Here is a 15,672-nt window from a genome sequence, read left to right on the forward strand (position 1 = left end):
CCCTCGGTACGCGCCGGTCGGAGCCGGTACGGACGCCGTGCGGCGGGTGGTGCGCGCAAGGACCGGACGGAGTCGGGACGAGGAAAGGATCCGCAGCGGACGTGAGCGAGAATCAGAACCTGCTCGCGGAGCAGCGCCGCACCCTGATCCTCGACGAGGTACGCCGACGCGGCGGCGTCCGGGTCAACGAGCTGACGCGCAAGCTCGGCGTCTCCGACATGACGGTCCGCCGGGATCTCGACGCGCTGGCCCGCCAGGGCGTGCTGGAGAAGGTGCACGGCGGCGCGGTGCCGGTGGTCGAGGCGAGCACGCACGAGCCCGGGTTCGAGGCCAAGTCGGGCCTGGAGCTGACCGCCAAGGAGGACATCGCGCGGGCGGCGGCCCAACTGGTCGCGCCGGGCACGGCGATCGCGCTCTCCGGCGGCACGACGACGTACGCGCTGGCGCACCACCTGCTGGACGTGCCGGACCTCACCGTCGTCACCAACTCGGTGCGCGTGGCCGACGTCTTCCACTCCGCGCAGCGCGCCATGGGCCGCCGGCAGGGCGCGGCCACGGTGGTGCTGACCGGCGGGGTGCGCACACCGTCCGACTCGCTGGTGGGCCCGGTCGCCGACCAGGCGATCGCCGCACTCCACTTCGACGTCCTGTTCCTCGGCGTGCACGGGATATCCGCCGAGGCGGGTCTGTCGACGCCGAATCTGGCCGAGGCCGAGACGAACCGGCGGCTGGTGCAGTCCGCGCGGCGTGTGGTGGTGGTCGCCGACCACACCAAGTGGGGCACGGTGGGGCTGAGTTCGTTCGCCACGCTGGAGCAGGTGGACACGCTGGTGACCGACTCGGGGCTGCCGGGCGAGGCCCGGGCGGAGATGGCGGAACACCTCGACCGACTGGTGGTGGCCGGAGAACCGGAGGAGCGGGAGGCTCCGGAGCCGGCACAGCAGGCACAGACGGCGGAGGGATCGGGCTGAGGCGCGGCGCCGGGCGGGTGACTCCGGCGCGACCGTCGACCCCCGGCGCGCCGTTCTACTCCGACCAGGCCCCCGTGCTCAGCAGGGTGTCGATCGCGGCCGCGTACGGGGCGACGTCCAGTCCCTCCGCCGCGAGCCAGGCGTCCGAGTAGTACTTGTCCAGATAGCGCTCCCCCGGGTCGCACAGCAGGGTGACGACGCTCCCCCGGCGCCCCTCGGCCACCATCTCCGCGACGATCTTCAGCGCGCTCCACAGTCCGGTTCCCGTACTGCCGCCCGCCTTGCGGCCCGTGACGCGGTCCAGCGCGCGGACGGCGGCGACGGCGGCCGCGTCCGGCACCTTCATCATGCGGTCGACGGCGCCCGGCACGAAGCTGGGCTCCATGCGCGGCCGGCCGATCCCCTCGATGCGGGAGCCCCGCTCGCAGACGACGCCCGGGTCACCGGTCGTCCACCCCTCGAAGAAACAGGAGTTCTCCGGGTCGGCGACACAGACGCGGGTGTCGTACTGCATGTAGTGCACGTACCGGGCGATGGTCGCGGAGGTGCCGCCGGTGCCCGCCGTGGCGACGACCCACGCGGGCTCGGGGAACCGTTCCCGTTCGAGCTGGCGGAAGACGGACTCGGCGATGTTGTTGTTGCCGCGCCAGTCCGTGGCCCGTTCCGCGTAGGTGAACTGGTCCATGTAGTGGCCGCCGGTCTCCGCCGCGAGGCGGGCGGACTCCTCGTACATCGTGCGCGGGTCGTCGACGTAGTGGCACCGGCCGCCGTGGAACTCGATCAGGCGGATCTTCTCCGCGCTCGTCGTGCGTGGCATGACCGCGATGAACGGCACGCCGATCAGTTTGGCGAAATACGCCTCCGAGACGGCCGTCGAACCGCTGGACGCCTCGATCACCGGGCGGCCCGGGCGGATCCACCCGTTGCACAGCCCGTAGAGGAAGAGCGAGCGGGCCAGACGGTGCTTGAGGCTGCCTGTGGGGTGCGTCGACTCGTCCTTGAGATAGAGGTCGACGCCCCACTGTTCGGGCAGCGGGAAGAGCAGGAGGTGCGTGTCGGCCGAGCGGTTGGCGTCCGCCTGCACCTTGCGCACGGCCTCTTTGAGCCAGTGCCGGTACGACACGTCGGTCCGGTCGACGTCGAGGGTGGCGCCGGGCTGGTGGGTGGGGGTGGTGCTCACGCCGGGACTCCTTACACGGTGCGCCGAGAGCGCCTCCGTGCGCCCGGACGTCTCGATGATAGGCACGCTTGCGCACGCTTCCCACCTGCATAAACACGTCTTTGAGGTACTCAAAGGTGGTCCTGGGGGCCGGGATGGGCGCGCAAGGGGGGCGCGCTCGCGTGTGTGCGCCCGGTGATGCACGGTGCACCCCTTATGCGCACTGGTGCTCGGGGCCGTGCGCGGGCAGACTGCACGGCGCGGGACCGTTCGACCGCTCGGACGCTCGGACGCTCGGACGGGCCGGGTTCGGAAGTCGTACGGCCATGCCCGCGCGGAACCACGGAGGACCACCCAGGCGCACGAGGGGGCGGAACACCATGCCTGAACCGGAGTTCACGGCCAGAGGCGTGCGGATCGGCAAAGGGCTGCGGTCCCTGACCAGGGCCGGGCAAGTCCGGATCAGCGACGGCCGGTTGCGGTTGCTCACCAGCTACGGCAGCGAGATCGACAGCGCGCCGGTACAGGCGGTGCGCGCGTCCAGGCCGTGGTTCGGCGCCGAGGACCGGGCCCGTGCGGACCTGGGCGGGACGCGGTACTCGCTGACCCTCGGGGAGAGCGATCCCGCCCCGGGCGCACAGGGGTCGCCGCCGGCCCGGCGGTTCATCGAGGCGGTCCGCAGGGCGTCCGGCCGCGGCCGTTGAACGGCTCGGGCGCCACGGGGGCGCGAGTTGCGCATCCCAACCCCGTACGTCACGCTGGTCACACGTCACTCTGGGTTTACCGGCGATCACGCTGAAGAACCAGCCCGCCGGCCACGACAAGCGGGCGGCCGACGTACGGAGCCGCCCCGAGCCAGGCGGCACGCTCACCGGCCGCCCCGATCGGCGGACGGCCGTCGTACGCGGTCGTCGCCCCCACAGCGGTCGCCGGACGTGGGCCGCGCAGCACCAGGCGGCGTATTACACGCGGCCACCTACGCAGGATCCGTTCTCGTCTTCTTCCGGACCTCAATTCGGGGAGTCGCAGCCGTGATCAGCCAGCGAAGCAGGCACTGCACGGTGGAGCTCCAAGCCCTGCCGTCGCGGATCGGCCAGGTCCGCAGAATCGTATCGGCGCAATTGCGCTACTGGCATCTGGATGCCCTCATCGACCGGGCCTCGCTCGGTGTGACCGAGTTGCTCACCAACGTGCACCGGCATGCCGAGCCCGACAAGACGTGCACCGTGGAGATCGAGCTGCGGCTCGACCGTCTGACGGTCTCGGTGCACGACCACGACCCCCGGCTGCCCGCCGCGTGCGAGGCGGAGCCCGGCTCCACCTGTGGGCGGGGGCTGGCGATGGTGGCCGAGCTCAGCGAGAGCTGGGGCGTGCGGCCGGACGGGGAGGAGGGGAAGGTGGTGTGGTTCGCGCTGTCGGCGTGCGCGCCGGTGGTGTCGGTACGGAGTCTCGCGTCCGGGGACGTGGAGGGGGTCGCGGCGGTCGGCGGCGTTGCCGGACGGCGCGGGGAGCGGGCGGTGGTGCCGGGATGACGGCGCTTCGCGCCGTCGGGGGCGTGCGGGTTCCCTGCGGGGCCGCACGGGTTCCCGGAACGGCGCGGGTTCCCTGCGGGGGCGTGCGGTGCCCCGGCGGGGGCGGATCGGCGCGTTGCCGGGTGCGGGTCGCCGGGGGCTGCTCGCGCGGTTCCCGCGCCCCTTGGGGGGCGCGGGGCGGGTGGGGTCAGAGGGTGGGGGGCTTGTTCGTGGGGCCGAAGTGTTCCTCCAGGACGGAGGCACGGCGCCAGTACTCGTCCTCGTCGATCTCACCGGAGGCGAACCGCCGGCCGAGGACCGCGAGGGGCGAGTCGCCCCGCGGGCGGCCGGCGTCCACGGGGTGCCACGGACCCCGTTGCCCGCGCCGGCCGGTGCGGCGCAGCAGCGTCACGCCGGCCACCACGACCGCCGCCCAGATCAGCGGGAAGAACAGGATCCACGGGCCGGGCCCGCCGTTCCATTGCGCCAGCGTCTGCATCTCGGGTCATCTCCTCGGGTGTGCGTCGTTCCGATGACCTCAGCGTCGCTCCGGCACGGGGCCCGCGTCGTCGTACGGCCGGCGGCGGTGCGCCTACCGCCCGGGGAGTAGGCGCGCGCGGCGCAGACCCTGGACGTCTGTAACTACTGGTATGTACAGTCTCCGCATGAGCACCTCGGAGCGACTCATCGAGTCCACGCGCGACCTGTTGTGGGAGCGCGGTTACGTGGGCACCAGCCCCAGGGCGATCCTGGAGCGCGCGGGCGCCGGCCAGGGCAGCATGTACCACCACTTCAAGGGCAAGCCCGATCTGGCGCTGGCCGCGATCCGCCGTACCGCCGACGAGATGCGCGCGTCCGCGGCCGGCGTGCTGCGCGGACCCGGGACACCGTCCGCGCGCGTGACGGCGTATCTGCGGCGCGAGCGCGACGTCCTGCGCGGGTGTCCCGTCGGGCGGCTGACCATGGATCCGGACGTGATCGCGAACGACGAGCTGCGCGCACCCGTCGACGAGACACTGGACTGGCTGCGCGAGGAGCTGGCCGGCATCGTCGAAGAGGGTCAGGAGCAGGGGGAGTTCGCGACCGCGCTGGACGCCGAGGAGGTGGCGGCGACGATCGTGGCGACGGTCCAGGGAGGCTATGTCCTGGCCCGTGCGTCGGGCTCCCCGGCCGCCTTCGACACCGGGGTGCGCGGACTGCTCGCCCTGCTGCGGCCCGCCGACCGGGGAGACGTGTGATGCAGGCGATGCAGTACGAGATCACCCTGCCCGCCGACTACGACATGGGGATCGTGCGGGACCGGGTGGCCCGCGCCGGGCACGCGCTCGACGACTGGGAGGGGCTCGGGTTCAAGGCGTACCTCGTGCGCGAACGCGGGGTGGACGGCTCGCCCGTCAACCAGTACGCGCCCTTCTACCTGTGGCACGAGGCGCGCGGCATGAACGCCTTCCTGTACGGAGGCCCGTTCCAGGGACTCGTCGACGACTTCGGGCGGCCGTCCGTCCGCCAGTGGACGGGGCTGTGGTACGAGGAGAGCGCGGTCCCGGGCGCCGAGGCGCGGTACGCGGTACGGCACCGCACGCCGGTGCCCGAGGGGGCCGCCCTCGGCGAGGTGGCGGAGGAGGTCATGCACGACGCGGGGCTGCTGGTGGCGCTGGACGGCGCCGTGTGCGCGGCGGTGGCCGTCGACTCCCGGCACTGGGAGGTGGTGCGGTTCTCGCTCTGGGAGCACGCGGCGCCGAGGACGGAGGGCGACGTCTTCCGGGTGCTGCGGCTGTCGGCCCCGGGACGGGACCGGCTACCGCGCGGGCGGCAGTGGTGAGGCGGCAGCGGACGGGTGCGGGGACCGTCACGGCGCGGCTGACGGGCTGACGGGCCGGGTGGCCGGAGGTCAGACCCCCGCGAGTGCCGTCAGCGGGTCGTCCAGGACCGGCTGCCAGGCGAGTTCCGCCGCGCCGACGAGGCTGTTGTGGTCCAGGGTGCACGGCAGGATCGGCACGCCGCCGCTGCGCCCCCACAGGCTGCGGTCGGCGACGACCGCGCTCAGCCGGTCGGGGTCGGTGTCCAGCAGGGTGCGGTGGAAGCCGCCGAGGATGATCCGGTCGGGGTTGAGGATGTTGACCAGCCCGGCCAGCCCCAGGCCGAGCCGGTCGATCAGCGCCTCGGTGGCGGCGCGGACGGCCGGGTCGTCGGCGTGGTGGGCGCGGATCAGGTCGTTCGCCTGTTGCAGCAGGGAGAGTTCGGGGCCGGGGTCGCGGCCCGCGGCGGTGAGGAAGGCCAGCGGGTCGGCCTCCACGTCGAGGCAGCCGCGGCTGCCGCAGTGGCAGGGGCGGCCCTCCGGGTTGACGGTGAGGTGTCCCACTTCCAGGGCCAGTCCCGAACTCCCGGTGTGCAGCCGTCCGTCGAGCACCAGCGCGCCGCCCACGCCGCGGTGCCCGGTGGCCACGCAGAGCAGGTCGCGGGCGCCGCGGCCGGCCCCGTGCCGGTGTTCGGCGAGGGCGGCGAGGTTGACGTCGTTGGCGGCGAAGGCGGGACCGTCGAGGCCGGCGGCGCGCACGCGCTCCGCGAAGATCTCCCGCACGGGGGAGCCGGCCGGCCAGTCCACGTGCATCGGGTTGAGCGCGAGCCCTTCCGGTGCGGCCACGGCGGCCGGGACGGCCAGGCCCGCGCCGACGCAGCGCAGGCCGGTCGCGCGGAGCAGGTCGGCGCCTGCCTCGACGACGGAGCCGAGCACCTTGGCCGGGTCGGGGTCGACGGTCTCGCAGCCGGGGGCCGTGGCCACGATGCGGCCGCCGAGGCCGACGAGGGCGGCGCGGTATCCGTCGGCGTGGACCTGGGCGGCCAGGGCGACGGGGCCGTCCTCGGCGACCTCCAGACGGTGCGAGGGGCGGCCCTGGGAGCCGGCGGCGGCGCCGGGGTGGGCGTCGACCCGGATCAGACCGAGCGCCTCCAGTTCGGCGGCGACCGCGCCGGCGGTCGCGCGGGTGACGCCGAGGGCGGTGGTGAGGACGGCGCGGGTGGGGGCGCGGCCGGTGTGCACGAGTTCGAGTGCGGGGCCGAGGGCACCGCGGCCCCGGTCCAGCCGTGCCCGGGTGGTGTTCCCTTCCCCCGCCGCGCGCGGGGCCGCATTGCCGCTCATGAGGGCGAGTCTCCCATGATCCGCGGGTACGGACGGCGCCCCTGGGCGCTCCCGGACGCTCCCCGGCCGCTCCGATAGCCTGGGCACGCGATGAACGACCCCATGACCACTCCCCAGGGCACCTATCACCTCACCCGCTTCCCCGCGGACCCCCGCGACCGGCTGCGCGCCTGGGACGCCGCCGACGCGTACCTGCTCCGCCACCTCGCGGTGGCCGGCGTTCTCGGGAACGCGGGAACCGTCGAAGGTGCCGACGTCCCCGCCGTCGTCGTCCTCGGCGACCGCTGGGGCGCGCTCACCACCGCGCTCGCCCCGTACCGCCCCACCCAGGTCACCGACTCGTTCCTCGCCCGGCAGGCCACCCTCGCCAACCTCGCGCGGGCCGGCGTCGACCCGTCGGCCGTGCGCCTGCTCACCACCCAGGATCCGCCCCCGGACACCGTCGACGTCCTCCTCGTCCGCGTACCCAAGAGCCTCGCGCTGCTGGAGGACCAACTGCACCGGCTGGCCCCGGCCGTGCGCCCGGACACGGTCGTCGTCGGCGCCGGCATGGTGAAGGAGATCCACACCTCGACGCTGCGGACCTTCGAGCGGATCCTCGGTCCGACCCGCACCTCCCTCGCCGAGCAGAAGGCCCGGCTGATCCACTGCGCCCCCGACGCGCACATGGCCCGTGGGCGCGACCCCTGGCCGTACCGCTACGCGCTCCCCGACGACGTCGGCGTGCTGTCGGGACGGCCGGTCACCAACCACGCGGGTGTCTTCTGCGCCGACCGGCTCGACATCGGGACCCGCTTCTTCCTGCGCCACCTCCCGCGTGCCCGCGCCGGACAACGCGTGGTGGACCTCGGCTGCGGCAACGGGATCGTGGGCACCGCGGTGGCTCTCGACGAGCCCGGAGCCGACGTCCTGTTCGTGGACGAGTCGTACCAGGCGGTGGCGTCGGCCGAGGAGACGTACCGGGAGAACACCACGGGCACGGACCGCGCCGGCGGGGCGGAGTTCATGGTCGGCGACGGCCTCGCGGACCTCGCCCCGGCCGGGGTCGACCTGGTGCTGAACAATCCGCCGTTCCACTCCCACCAGGCCACCACCGACGCCACCGCCCGGCGCATGTTCACCCAGGCCCGCCGTGCCCTGCGTCCGGGCGGCGAACTCTGGGTGGTCGGCAACCGCCACCTCGGCCACCACGTCACCCTGCGCCGCCTGTTCGGCAACAGCGAACTGGTGGCGAGCGACCCGAAGTTCGTGGTGCTGAAAGCCGTGAAGAAGTGACCGTGCGCACCGGACGGTGACCGCTGGGGCGGTGACCGCCGTGCCGTCGGTGTCCCTGGGCTCCTGCCGCCCTGTTGACAGCACTCCTAGTCTGATTTTGTGCCGCAAATAAACAAAGCCCGTCCGCACACCGTCGTGCCGGGCCGCACCACCGATCTCGTCCGCCTGCGTATCGCTCTGACCACCTTCTTCGCCCTCGACGGCTTCGTCTTCGCCGGCTGGGTCGTGCGCATCCCCGCCATCAAGGCGCAGACCAGCGCCTCCACGAGCGCGCTGGGGCTGGCACTGCTCGGGGTCTCGGCCGGGGCCGTCGTCACGATGACGCTCACCGGGCGCCTCTGCCGCCGGTTCGGCAGCCACCCCGTGACCGTCGTCTGCGCCGTACTGCTCTCCCTCAGCATCGCCCTGCCGCCGCTCACCCACTCGGTCTGGGCGCTGGGCGCGGTGCTGTGCGTGTTCGGTGCGGCGTACGGCGGGATCAACGTCGCCTTCAACAGCGCGGCCGTGGACCTGGTGGCCGCGCTGCGGCGGCCCGTCATGCCCAGCTTCCACGCCGCCTTCAGCCTGGGCGGGATGGTCGGAGCCGGGCTCGGCGGCCTGGTGGCGGGGTCGGTGACGCCGACGTGGCACCTGTGCGGTCTCACCGTGATCGGCCTGGCCGTGACCGCCGTGGCGGGCCGGGAGCTGCTGCGCCAGGAACCGCCCGAGCCCCCGGAGCCGACGCCGGAGGAACGGCGGGCTCCGCGGCGCTCGCAGCCGCGCACCCGCGCCCTGGTGCTGACCTTCGGGCTGATCGCGCTGTGCACCGCCTACGGCGAGGGGGCCATGGCCGACTGGGGCGCGCTCCACCTGGAGCAGGACCTCGGCGCCACGCCGGGGCTCGCCGCGGTGGGGTACTCGTGCTTCGCCCTCGCCATGACCGTCGGCCGACTCACCGGGACGGTGCTGCTGGAACGGCTGGGCCGGACCCGGACCCTGGTGGCAGGGGGCGCGACGGCCGCGGGCGGCATGCTGCTCGGTTCGCTCGCCCCGTCCGCCTGGGCCGCCCTGCTCGGCTTCGCCGTCACCGGGCTGGGGCTCGCCAACATCTTCCCCACCGCGGTCGAACGCGCCGGTGCGCTCGGCGGCCCCGACGGCGTCGCCACCGCGTCCACGCTCGGCTACGGCGGCATGCTGCTCGGGCCGCCCACGATCGGCTTCATGGCGGAATGGTTCTCCCTGTCCACCGCGCTCACCAGCGTCGCCGTGCTCGCCGCGGTGGCCGCCCTCATCGCCTTCCTCACCCGCCACGCGGCCCGCACCTGAGGGCCGGGACAGGACCGCCCCGGCCGGCTCACTGCCCCTCTCTCGCCCTACGACCGGCCGTCGGCCAGACTGCGCGCATGGACACTGCCCGCTTCCTCCGGACGCTCGACCACGAGGGCCGGCTGCTCGGCGAGATCGCCGAGGAGACCGGTCCCGGGGCCGAGGTGCCGACCTGCCCCGGCTGGCGGATGCGCGACCTGCTGGGGCACACCGGCGCGATCCACCGCTGGGCCGGCGCCTTCGTCACCGGTCGGCACACCTCCGCACGGCCCCGGGACAAGGTCCCGGATCTGGACGGGGAGGCGCTCCTCGCCTGGTACCGCGACGGCCACCGTCTGCTCGTCGACGCGCTCGCCGGTGCCCCGTCCGACCTGCGGTGCTGGACCTTCCTGCCCGGTGCCGGAACCCCGGTCGCCTTCTGGGCGCGGCGCCAGGCGCACGAGACCGCCGTGCACCGCGTCGACGCCGAGGCCGCGCGCGGCGCCGCCCCCGCCGCCGTCGCCGCGGATCCCACGCACGGGTTCACGGCCGAGTTCGCCGCCGACGGCATCGACGAACTGCTGCGCGGCTTCCACGCCCGGTCCCGGAGCCGGGTGCGGGCGCCGGCCCCGCGCGTCCTGCGCGTCCGGACCACCGATGTCCCGGACACCGCGTGGACCGTACGGCTCTCTCCCGAGCCCCCGGTCACCGAGCGGGGCGCCACCGCGGAGGCCGACTGCGAACTGGCCGGGCCCGCCGCCGTCCTGTACCTCGCCCTGTGGAATCGCGCTCCGGTCCCCTCCGTCAGCGGCGACACCGCACTCGCCGGCCTCTGGCGGAGGACGTCGGCCGTCGGCTGAGAGCACGACGGGCCGTCGGACGGCGGCCCGTCGGCCCGTCGGTCAGGGGCACGCCCCGGCGCGCGTGCGGCCGGTTCGTCTCAGCCCAGCCACCCCGGCCGCACCAGCCCCGACTCGTAGGCCAGTACGACCAGTTGCGCGCGGTCGCGGGCGCCCAGTTTGACCATGGTGCGACTGACGTGCGTCTTTGCGGTCAGCGGGCTGACGAAGAGGCGGCGCGCGATCTCCTCGTTGGACAGCCCCAGCCCGACCAGGGCCATCACCTCCCGTTCGCGTGTCGTGAGCCGGGCGAGCGACGCGGCCGCCGCGGGTTCCTTGGAGCGCGCGGCGAACTCCGCGATCAGCCGCCGGGTCACACCGGGCGACAGCAGCGCGTCCCCCTCGACCACCGCCCGTACCGCGCGCAGGAGTTCCGCCGGCTCGGTGTCCTTGACGAGGAAGCCGGAGGCACCGGACCGGATCGCCTCGAAGACGTACTCGTCGAGTTCGAAGGTGGTCAGCATGATCACCTTGACCTCGGCCAGCCGCGCGTCCTCGGTGATGCGGCGGGTGGCGGCGAGCCCGTCGAGGGCGGGCATGCGGATGTCCATCAGGACGACGTCGGGGGTGAGCGCGCGCACCGCTCGCAGGGCCTCCTCCCCGTCGGCGGCCTCGCCCACCACCTCGATGTCCGGCTGGGCGTCGAGCAGTGCCTCGAAGCCCGCTCTGACCAGCGACTGGTCGTCGGCGAGCAGGACGCGGATCACCGTTCCTCCTGGGATGGGCCATGGGTCGCCGGGGGCTCCGGGGTGCCGTCGGCCGCGGATGCGCGCAGGGGCAGTACCGCGAGCACCCGGAAGCCGCCGTCCGCCCGCGTGCCCGCCTCGATCGTGCCGCCGAGACCCGCCGCCCGCTCGCGCATGCCGGCCAGACCGTTGCCGCTGCCTCCGGCGTCGGCGCCGGTCGCGGGACCGTCGTCGTCGATCCGCAGCCGCAGAACGCCCTCGCCGGACGTGAGCGTGACCCGCGCGTGCCGGGACCCGGAATGCCGTACGACGTTGGTGAGCGCCTCCTGGACGATGCGGAACGCGGCCAGGTCGGCGCCGGGCGGCAGCTTCGGCGGGGTGCCCTCGACCTCGACGCCCAGTCCGGCGTCGGCGGCCTGCGCGACCAGTTCCGGCAGCCGGTCCAGACCCGGCGCCGGCGCCCGGGGCGCCTCACCGGGCGTGCGCAGTCTGTCGAGCACCTGCCGCACCTCCCCCAGGGCTTCCTTGCTGGCCGCCTTGATCGTGGTGAGCGCGGTACGGGCCTGTTCGGGGTCGGAGTCGAGCAGCGCCAGGCCCACACCCGCCTGCACGTTGATCACGGAGATGCTGTGCGCGAGGACGTCGTGCAGTTCCCGGGCCATCCGCAGCCGCTCCTCGTCGGCGCGGCGCCGGGCGGCCCGGGCGCGTTCGGCCCGCTCGCGCGCCCACTGCTCGCGCCGTACGCCCACGAGTTCGCCGACCGCGACGACCGCCGCCACCCACGCGGCCACGACGGCCTCCTGCCCCCAGGAGGCGGCCGCGTCCCCCGAGGGCGGCAGCGCACGGTACAGCCAGTGCGCCACCACGACGTGCCCCGCCCACAGCATCGCCACCGCGGCCCAGGCCGCCCGTCTGTGCCCGGTGACGACGGCGCCGAAGCAGGCGACGGCGACCGCCAGGAACACCGGACCATAGGGGTAGCCGGCTCCCAGGTAGACCATGACCACGGCCGCGGTGGTGAGGACGACGGCCACCGGGTGGCGCTGCCGCCACAGCAGCACCCCGCAGCCGAGCAGGAGCAGCAGCAGCGCGAAGCCGTCCAGCTCCGCGCGCCCGCTGCCGCGCTGTCCCTGCGCGGCGGCATGCGTGCCGACCAGCACGACGGCCGTGAGGAGCACGGTGGAGGGCCACGGCAGCCGGCGCCCGCCGGACGCGGAGGTGCGGCGGGGACCGGCGCCGACCGGACCTCCGGCGCCTCTGACGCGGCCGAACCCCCCGCCGCTCCCCGCGTCGTCGTCCGTGCCGTGCCACCAGGGCGGCCCGGACCCGGGCGTGGACCACCACGCCGGGGCCCGCGTGTGTCGCTCCTTCATGCCCGTCACGCTAGACGGCACCGGGCGGGTGCCGCGTCACCCGCGCGGGGCGATCACCGGTACTCCCCCGGTAGTACCGGGGGGTATCACAGGGGTCCCCGATCGGCGCCGACCGACCGCCTACCGGTCGAACGCCGTCAGCGCCCGCTGGGCCAGCGGATGGCTGCGGACCAGTTCACCCAGCGTGGTGGCACCCCGGGTGATGTCGGTGAACGCCTTCCACGCCGGGCGGAACCCGGTGAGGGCCGCGTGGAACAGCCCCGGACGGCGCTCGAAGGCCTTCAGCATCCGCTTGCCGACGCTCATCTCGACCCCCAGCCCGGCCTTGATCGCGAAGGCGTAGTTCAGGGCCTGTCGGCGTGCGTCGACCGCGTCGTGCGCCTCGGAGATCCGTACCGCCCACTCCCCCGCGAGCCGCCCGGAACGCAGGGCGAAGGAGATGCCCTCGCGGGTCCACGGCTCCAGCAGCCCCGCCGCGTCCCCGCACACCAGTACGCGTCCGCGGGTGAGCGGCGAGTCGTCGGCGCGGCAGCGGGTCAGATGGCCGGAGGAGACGCTGGGTTCGAACCCGGCGAGGCCGAGCCGGGCGACGAAGTCCTCCAGGTACCGCTTGGTGGCGGCGCCCTCGCCGCGCGCGGAGATCACGCCGACGGTGAGCGTGTCCCCCTTGGGGAACACCCAGCCGTAACTGCCGGGCATGGGGCCCCAGTCGATGAGCACCCGGCCCTTCCAGTCCTCGGCGACGGTCTCGGGCACCGGGATCTCCGACTCCAGGCCGAGGTCGACCTGGTCGAGCTTGACCCCGACGTGCGCTCCTATGCGGCTGGCACTGCCGTCGGCGCCGACGACCGCGCGGGCCAGCACCGTCTCGCCGCCCTGGAGGACGAGGGCGACCGTGCGCCGGTCGGGCACGGCCGCGCCGTGCTGTTCGACCCGGACGACGGTGGCGCCGGTGCGCAGTTCCGCGCCCGCCTTCTGCGCGTGTTCGACCAACTGCTGGTCGAACTCAGGACGGTTGATGAGACCGAACAGCATCTGCCGGGAGCGGCGGGTACGGGTGAAGCGGCCGTTGTTCGAGAAGGTGACGGCGTGCACCTTGTCCTTGAACGGCAGGTCGAAGCCGGGCGGCAGGGTGTCCCGCGAGGGCCCGATGATGCCGCCGCCGCACGTCTTGTAGCGGGGCAGGTCGGCCTTCTCCAGCAGCAGCACGCTGCGTCCCGCGACCGCCGCGGCGTAGGCCGCCGAGGCCCCGGCGGGCCCCGCCCCCACCACGACCACGTCCCACACCCGTTGCGTGCCTTCCGCCGATGAGTTCTCGCTGCTCACGATGGTCTACTGCTCCCGCTCAAGCCGCCTGCCGCACCTGTCCCACGCATCCTACGGTGGCCGGGCGCGCGGGCCGCTGTGGGAGGATCTGCAGCGTGCGCGCGGCGCACATCCGTAAGCATCCGCGCACCACACGGTCACAGGCAAACAAAAGTTTTCGAAAGTAGAACGTCGCACCCACAAGGAGCGTGCCCATGTCGTCGAATCCGGTCGCCGAGACCGTCGCCTCGCTGCTGCCCAGGGCGAGGGAGGAGCTCACCGAGCTGGTGGCCTTCCGTTCGGTGGCGGACTTCGGCCAGTTCCCGAAGAGCGAGAGCGAGGCCGCGGCGCGCTGGATCTGCGAGGCACTGCGCACCGAGGGCTTCCAGGACGTGGCCGTGCTCGACACCCCCGACGGCACGCAGTCGGTGTACGGCTTCCTGCCCGGCCCGGCCGGCGCCCGGACAGTGCTCCTGTACGCGCACTACGACGTGCAGCCGCCGCTGGACGAGACCGCGTGGAGCACGCCGCCGTTCACGCTGACGGAGCGTGACGGCCGCTGGTACGGGCGGGGCGCGGCGGACTGCAAGGGCGGCGTCATCATGCACCTGCTCGCGCTGCGGGCGCTGAAGGCGAACGGCGGGGTGCCGGTCAACGTCAAGGTGATCGTGGAGGGTTCGGAGGAGCAGGGCACCGGCGGCCTGGAGCGGTACGCCGAGGAGCACCCGGAGCTGCTCACCGCCGACGCCGTCGTGATCGGTGACTCCGGGAACTTCCGGGTCGGCCTGCCCACCGTGACGACGACGCTGCGGGGCATGACCATGCTGCGGGTCGGGATCGACACCCTGGAGGGCAATCTGCACTCCGGCCAGTTCGGCGGCGCGGCACCGGACGCTCTGGCCGCCCTGATCCGGGTGCTGGACTCGCTGCGCGGCGAGGACGGCTCCACGACGGTCGACGGCCTGGACGGCGAGGCCCACTGGGAGGGACTGCAGTACGACGAGGCGCAGTTCCGTCAGGAAGCCAAGGTCCTCGACGGCGTGGAGCTGATCGGCTCGGGCACGGTCGCCGACCGCGTCTGGGCGCGCCCGGCGGTCACGGTCCTCGGCATCGACTGCCCGCCGGTGGTGGGCGCAACCCCGTCGGTGCAGGCGAGCGCCCGCGCGCTGGTCAGCCTGCGGGTGCCGCCGGGCGCGGACGCGGTGGCGACGACCGAGCTGCTCCGGACCCACCTGGAGAAGCACACGCCGTGGGGTGCCCGGGTGACGGTCGAACAGATCGGCCAGGGCCAGCCGTTCCGCGCGGACACCACCAGCCCGGCGTACGCGGCGATGGCCGGGGCGATGGCCGTGGCCTACCCCGGCCAGGAGATGCAGCACGCGGGGCAGGGCGGCTCGATCCCGCTGTGCAACACGCTCGCCTCGCTGTACCCGGAGGCGGAGATCCTGCTGATCGGCCTCAGCGAGCCGGAGGCACAGATCCACGCGGTCGACGAGAGCGTCTCGCCGGAGGAACTGGAGCGACTGTCGGTCGCCGAGGCACTGTTCCTGCGCGCCTACGCGGGCAACTGACCCGAAGACGCCCACGGCCTCCGGACGTGCTGCGGGTGAACGCCCGGCCGCATCGAAGGAGTGACCGCTGCGCGGTGCGACCTCGGTGCCCGAGACGTCGTGATCACACCCCGGGCCACCGTGTTGCTGCGGCCGCTGGAGAACCTGGGTCCGCCATGGCCGACGGTTCACCTCGCCGAAGTCGTCGAGGAGCCCGCCGCTCACGGCCGGGCGGTCCTCGGTCTCCCGATGTGGCAGGTCGAGCCCGGTGGCGGGATCTTCGGACACCACGGTCCGGGCATCGACCCGGAGATCGACAGACGATCGCCCTGGTGCCGGATCGTGGCCGACTGCCGGGACCGGGTCTTGCCGGCAGCCGAAGCGACCGGCAAGGCCTCGGACGTGGTCGCGACGATCTGCTGGATCGGTGCCTCGGACCTGTGAGGAGCAGACGAGCAGTAGGGAATGGGCAAAGGGCAGCTACTGCCAACTCCTCGTCCCGGGCCGGGATGTGACCCCT

16 protein-coding genes are annotated in these 15,672 nt (G+C 73.9%); 10 read left to right on the forward strand and 6 right to left on the reverse strand.

The window, feature by feature from the left end:
- The first annotated feature begins 101 nt into the window (after positions 1–101).
- Positions 102–971 (forward strand): DeoR/GlpR family DNA-binding transcription regulator, encoded by an 870-nt coding sequence (locus QFZ64_RS05190; protein WP_307062794.1) that lies wholly within the window; start codon positions 102–104, stop codon positions 969–971.
- A gap of 55 nt (positions 972–1,026) precedes the next feature.
- On the opposite strand, the gene QFZ64_RS05195 is transcribed toward QFZ64_RS05190, so the two are convergent.
- Positions 1,027–2,151, reverse strand: a complete 1,125-nt coding sequence (locus QFZ64_RS05195; RefSeq protein WP_307062796.1) for a PLP-dependent cysteine synthase family protein — start codon at positions 2,149–2,151, stop codon at positions 1,027–1,029.
- Positions 2,152–2,510: 359 nt separating this feature from the next.
- Here QFZ64_RS05195 and QFZ64_RS05200 point away from each other — a divergent pair, with 359 nt between their 5' ends.
- A complete protein-coding gene (locus QFZ64_RS05200; RefSeq protein ID WP_307062797.1) occupies positions 2,511–2,834 on the forward strand; it encodes a hypothetical protein in 324 nt (107 codons plus the stop codon).
- A 327-nt stretch (positions 2,835–3,161) separates the two neighbouring features.
- Positions 3,162–3,662, forward strand: a complete 501-nt coding sequence (locus QFZ64_RS05205) for an ATP-binding protein (protein ID WP_307062799.1) — start codon at positions 3,162–3,164, stop codon at positions 3,660–3,662.
- Positions 3,663–3,849: 187 nt separating this feature from the next.
- Here the strand turns inward: QFZ64_RS05205 and QFZ64_RS05210 are convergent, their stop codons facing one another.
- Positions 3,850–4,140 carry an SHOCT domain-containing protein gene (locus QFZ64_RS05210; RefSeq protein WP_307062801.1) on the reverse strand — a complete coding sequence of 97 codons (291 nt, stop codon included), beginning with the start codon at positions 4,138–4,140 and terminating at the stop codon, positions 3,850–3,852.
- 166 nt (positions 4,141–4,306) lie between these two features.
- Between QFZ64_RS05210 and QFZ64_RS05215 the strand changes: the two genes are divergently transcribed.
- Positions 4,307–4,879, forward strand: coding sequence for a TetR/AcrR family transcriptional regulator (locus QFZ64_RS05215; protein ID WP_307062803.1), 573 nt, complete (start codon positions 4,307–4,309; stop codon positions 4,877–4,879).
- Positions 4,879–5,463 (forward strand): DUF4865 family protein, encoded by a 585-nt coding sequence (locus QFZ64_RS05220; RefSeq protein ID WP_307062806.1) that lies wholly within the window; start codon positions 4,879–4,881, stop codon positions 5,461–5,463. The genes QFZ64_RS05215 and QFZ64_RS05220 overlap by 1 nt, the downstream gene beginning before the upstream one ends.
- 69 nt (positions 5,464–5,532) lie before the next feature.
- Here the strand turns inward: QFZ64_RS05220 and QFZ64_RS05225 are convergent, their stop codons facing one another.
- Complete coding sequence (locus tag QFZ64_RS05225) at positions 5,533–6,780, reverse strand: ROK family protein (protein ID WP_307062808.1); 1,248 nt, start codon at positions 6,778–6,780, stop codon at positions 5,533–5,535.
- A 102-nt stretch (positions 6,781–6,882) separates the two neighbouring features.
- Here QFZ64_RS05225 and QFZ64_RS05230 point away from each other — a divergent pair, with 102 nt between their 5' ends.
- The 3 genes from QFZ64_RS05230 to QFZ64_RS05240 all read left to right on the forward strand — a co-directional run bounded on the left by QFZ64_RS05230 (position 6,883) and on the right by QFZ64_RS05240 (position 10,199).
- Complete coding sequence (locus QFZ64_RS05230; protein ID WP_307062810.1) at positions 6,883–8,055, forward strand: methyltransferase; 1,173 nt, start codon at positions 6,883–6,885, stop codon at positions 8,053–8,055.
- Positions 8,056–8,190: 135 nt separating this feature from the next.
- The gene (locus QFZ64_RS05235) at positions 8,191–9,360 is read left to right on the forward strand and encodes an MFS transporter (RefSeq protein ID WP_307071581.1); all 1,170 of its coding nucleotides are present in this window, start codon (positions 8,191–8,193) and stop codon (positions 9,358–9,360) included.
- Positions 9,361–9,437: 77 nt separating this feature from the next.
- On the forward strand, positions 9,438–10,199 hold the full coding sequence (locus QFZ64_RS05240) for a maleylpyruvate isomerase family mycothiol-dependent enzyme (RefSeq protein ID WP_307062812.1): 762 nt from the start codon (positions 9,438–9,440) through the stop codon (positions 10,197–10,199).
- Positions 10,200–10,279: 80 nt separating this feature from the next.
- Here QFZ64_RS05240 and QFZ64_RS05245 read toward each other — a convergent pair whose 3' ends face one another.
- The 3 genes from QFZ64_RS05245 to QFZ64_RS05255 all read right to left on the reverse strand — a co-directional run bounded on the left by QFZ64_RS05245 (position 10,280) and on the right by QFZ64_RS05255 (position 13,623).
- On the reverse strand, positions 10,280–10,945 hold the full coding sequence (locus QFZ64_RS05245) for a response regulator transcription factor (protein WP_307062814.1): 666 nt from the start codon (positions 10,943–10,945) through the stop codon (positions 10,280–10,282).
- Positions 10,942–12,297 (reverse strand): sensor histidine kinase, encoded by a 1,356-nt coding sequence (locus tag QFZ64_RS05250; RefSeq protein ID WP_307062816.1) that lies wholly within the window; start codon positions 12,295–12,297, stop codon positions 10,942–10,944. Before QFZ64_RS05250 ends, QFZ64_RS05245 begins: the two co-directional genes overlap by 4 nt.
- 120 nt (positions 12,298–12,417) lie before the next feature.
- Complete coding sequence (locus QFZ64_RS05255; protein ID WP_307062817.1) at positions 12,418–13,623, reverse strand: geranylgeranyl reductase family protein; 1,206 nt, start codon at positions 13,621–13,623, stop codon at positions 12,418–12,420.
- Between the two features lie 194 nt (positions 13,624–13,817).
- On the opposite strand from QFZ64_RS05255, the gene QFZ64_RS05260 reads away from it, so the two are divergent.
- Entirely contained in the window at positions 13,818–15,173 is a 1,356-nt protein-coding gene (locus tag QFZ64_RS05260; RefSeq protein WP_307062818.1) for a dipeptidase, read from the forward strand.
- Between the two features lie 99 nt (positions 15,174–15,272).
- Complete coding sequence (locus QFZ64_RS05265; protein WP_307062820.1) at positions 15,273–15,596, forward strand: hypothetical protein; 324 nt, start codon at positions 15,273–15,275, stop codon at positions 15,594–15,596.
- The last annotated feature ends 76 nt before the right edge of the window (positions 15,597–15,672 follow it).

Source organism: Streptomyces sp. B3I8, assembly GCF_030816915.1.
Lineage (GTDB): Bacteria > Actinomycetota > Actinomycetes > Streptomycetales > Streptomycetaceae > Streptomyces.

Coding starts and splice junctions, on each gene's coding strand:
- QFZ64_RS05200 (WP_307062797.1), top strand. CDS start 2,511: ATGCCTGAACCGGAGTTCACGGCCAGAGGCGTGCGGATCGGCAAAGGG.
- QFZ64_RS05210 (WP_307062801.1), bottom strand. CDS start 4,140: ATGCAGACGCTGGCGCAATGGAACGGCGGGCCCGGCCCGTGGATCCTG.
- QFZ64_RS05215 (WP_307062803.1), top strand. CDS start 4,307: ATGAGCACCTCGGAGCGACTCATCGAGTCCACGCGCGACCTGTTGTGG.
- QFZ64_RS05220 (WP_307062806.1), top strand. CDS start 4,879: ATGCAGGCGATGCAGTACGAGATCACCCTGCCCGCCGACTACGACATG.
- QFZ64_RS05225 (WP_307062808.1), bottom strand. CDS start 6,780: ATGAGCGGCAATGCGGCCCCGCGCGCGGCGGGGGAAGGGAACACCACC.
- QFZ64_RS05230 (WP_307062810.1), top strand. CDS start 6,883: ATGACCACTCCCCAGGGCACCTATCACCTCACCCGCTTCCCCGCGGAC.
- QFZ64_RS05240 (WP_307062812.1), top strand. CDS start 9,438: ATGGACACTGCCCGCTTCCTCCGGACGCTCGACCACGAGGGCCGGCTG.
- QFZ64_RS05250 (WP_307062816.1), bottom strand. CDS start 12,297: ATGAAGGAGCGACACACGCGGGCCCCGGCGTGGTGGTCCACGCCCGGG.
- QFZ64_RS05260 (WP_307062818.1), top strand. CDS start 13,818: ATGTCGTCGAATCCGGTCGCCGAGACCGTCGCCTCGCTGCTGCCCAGG.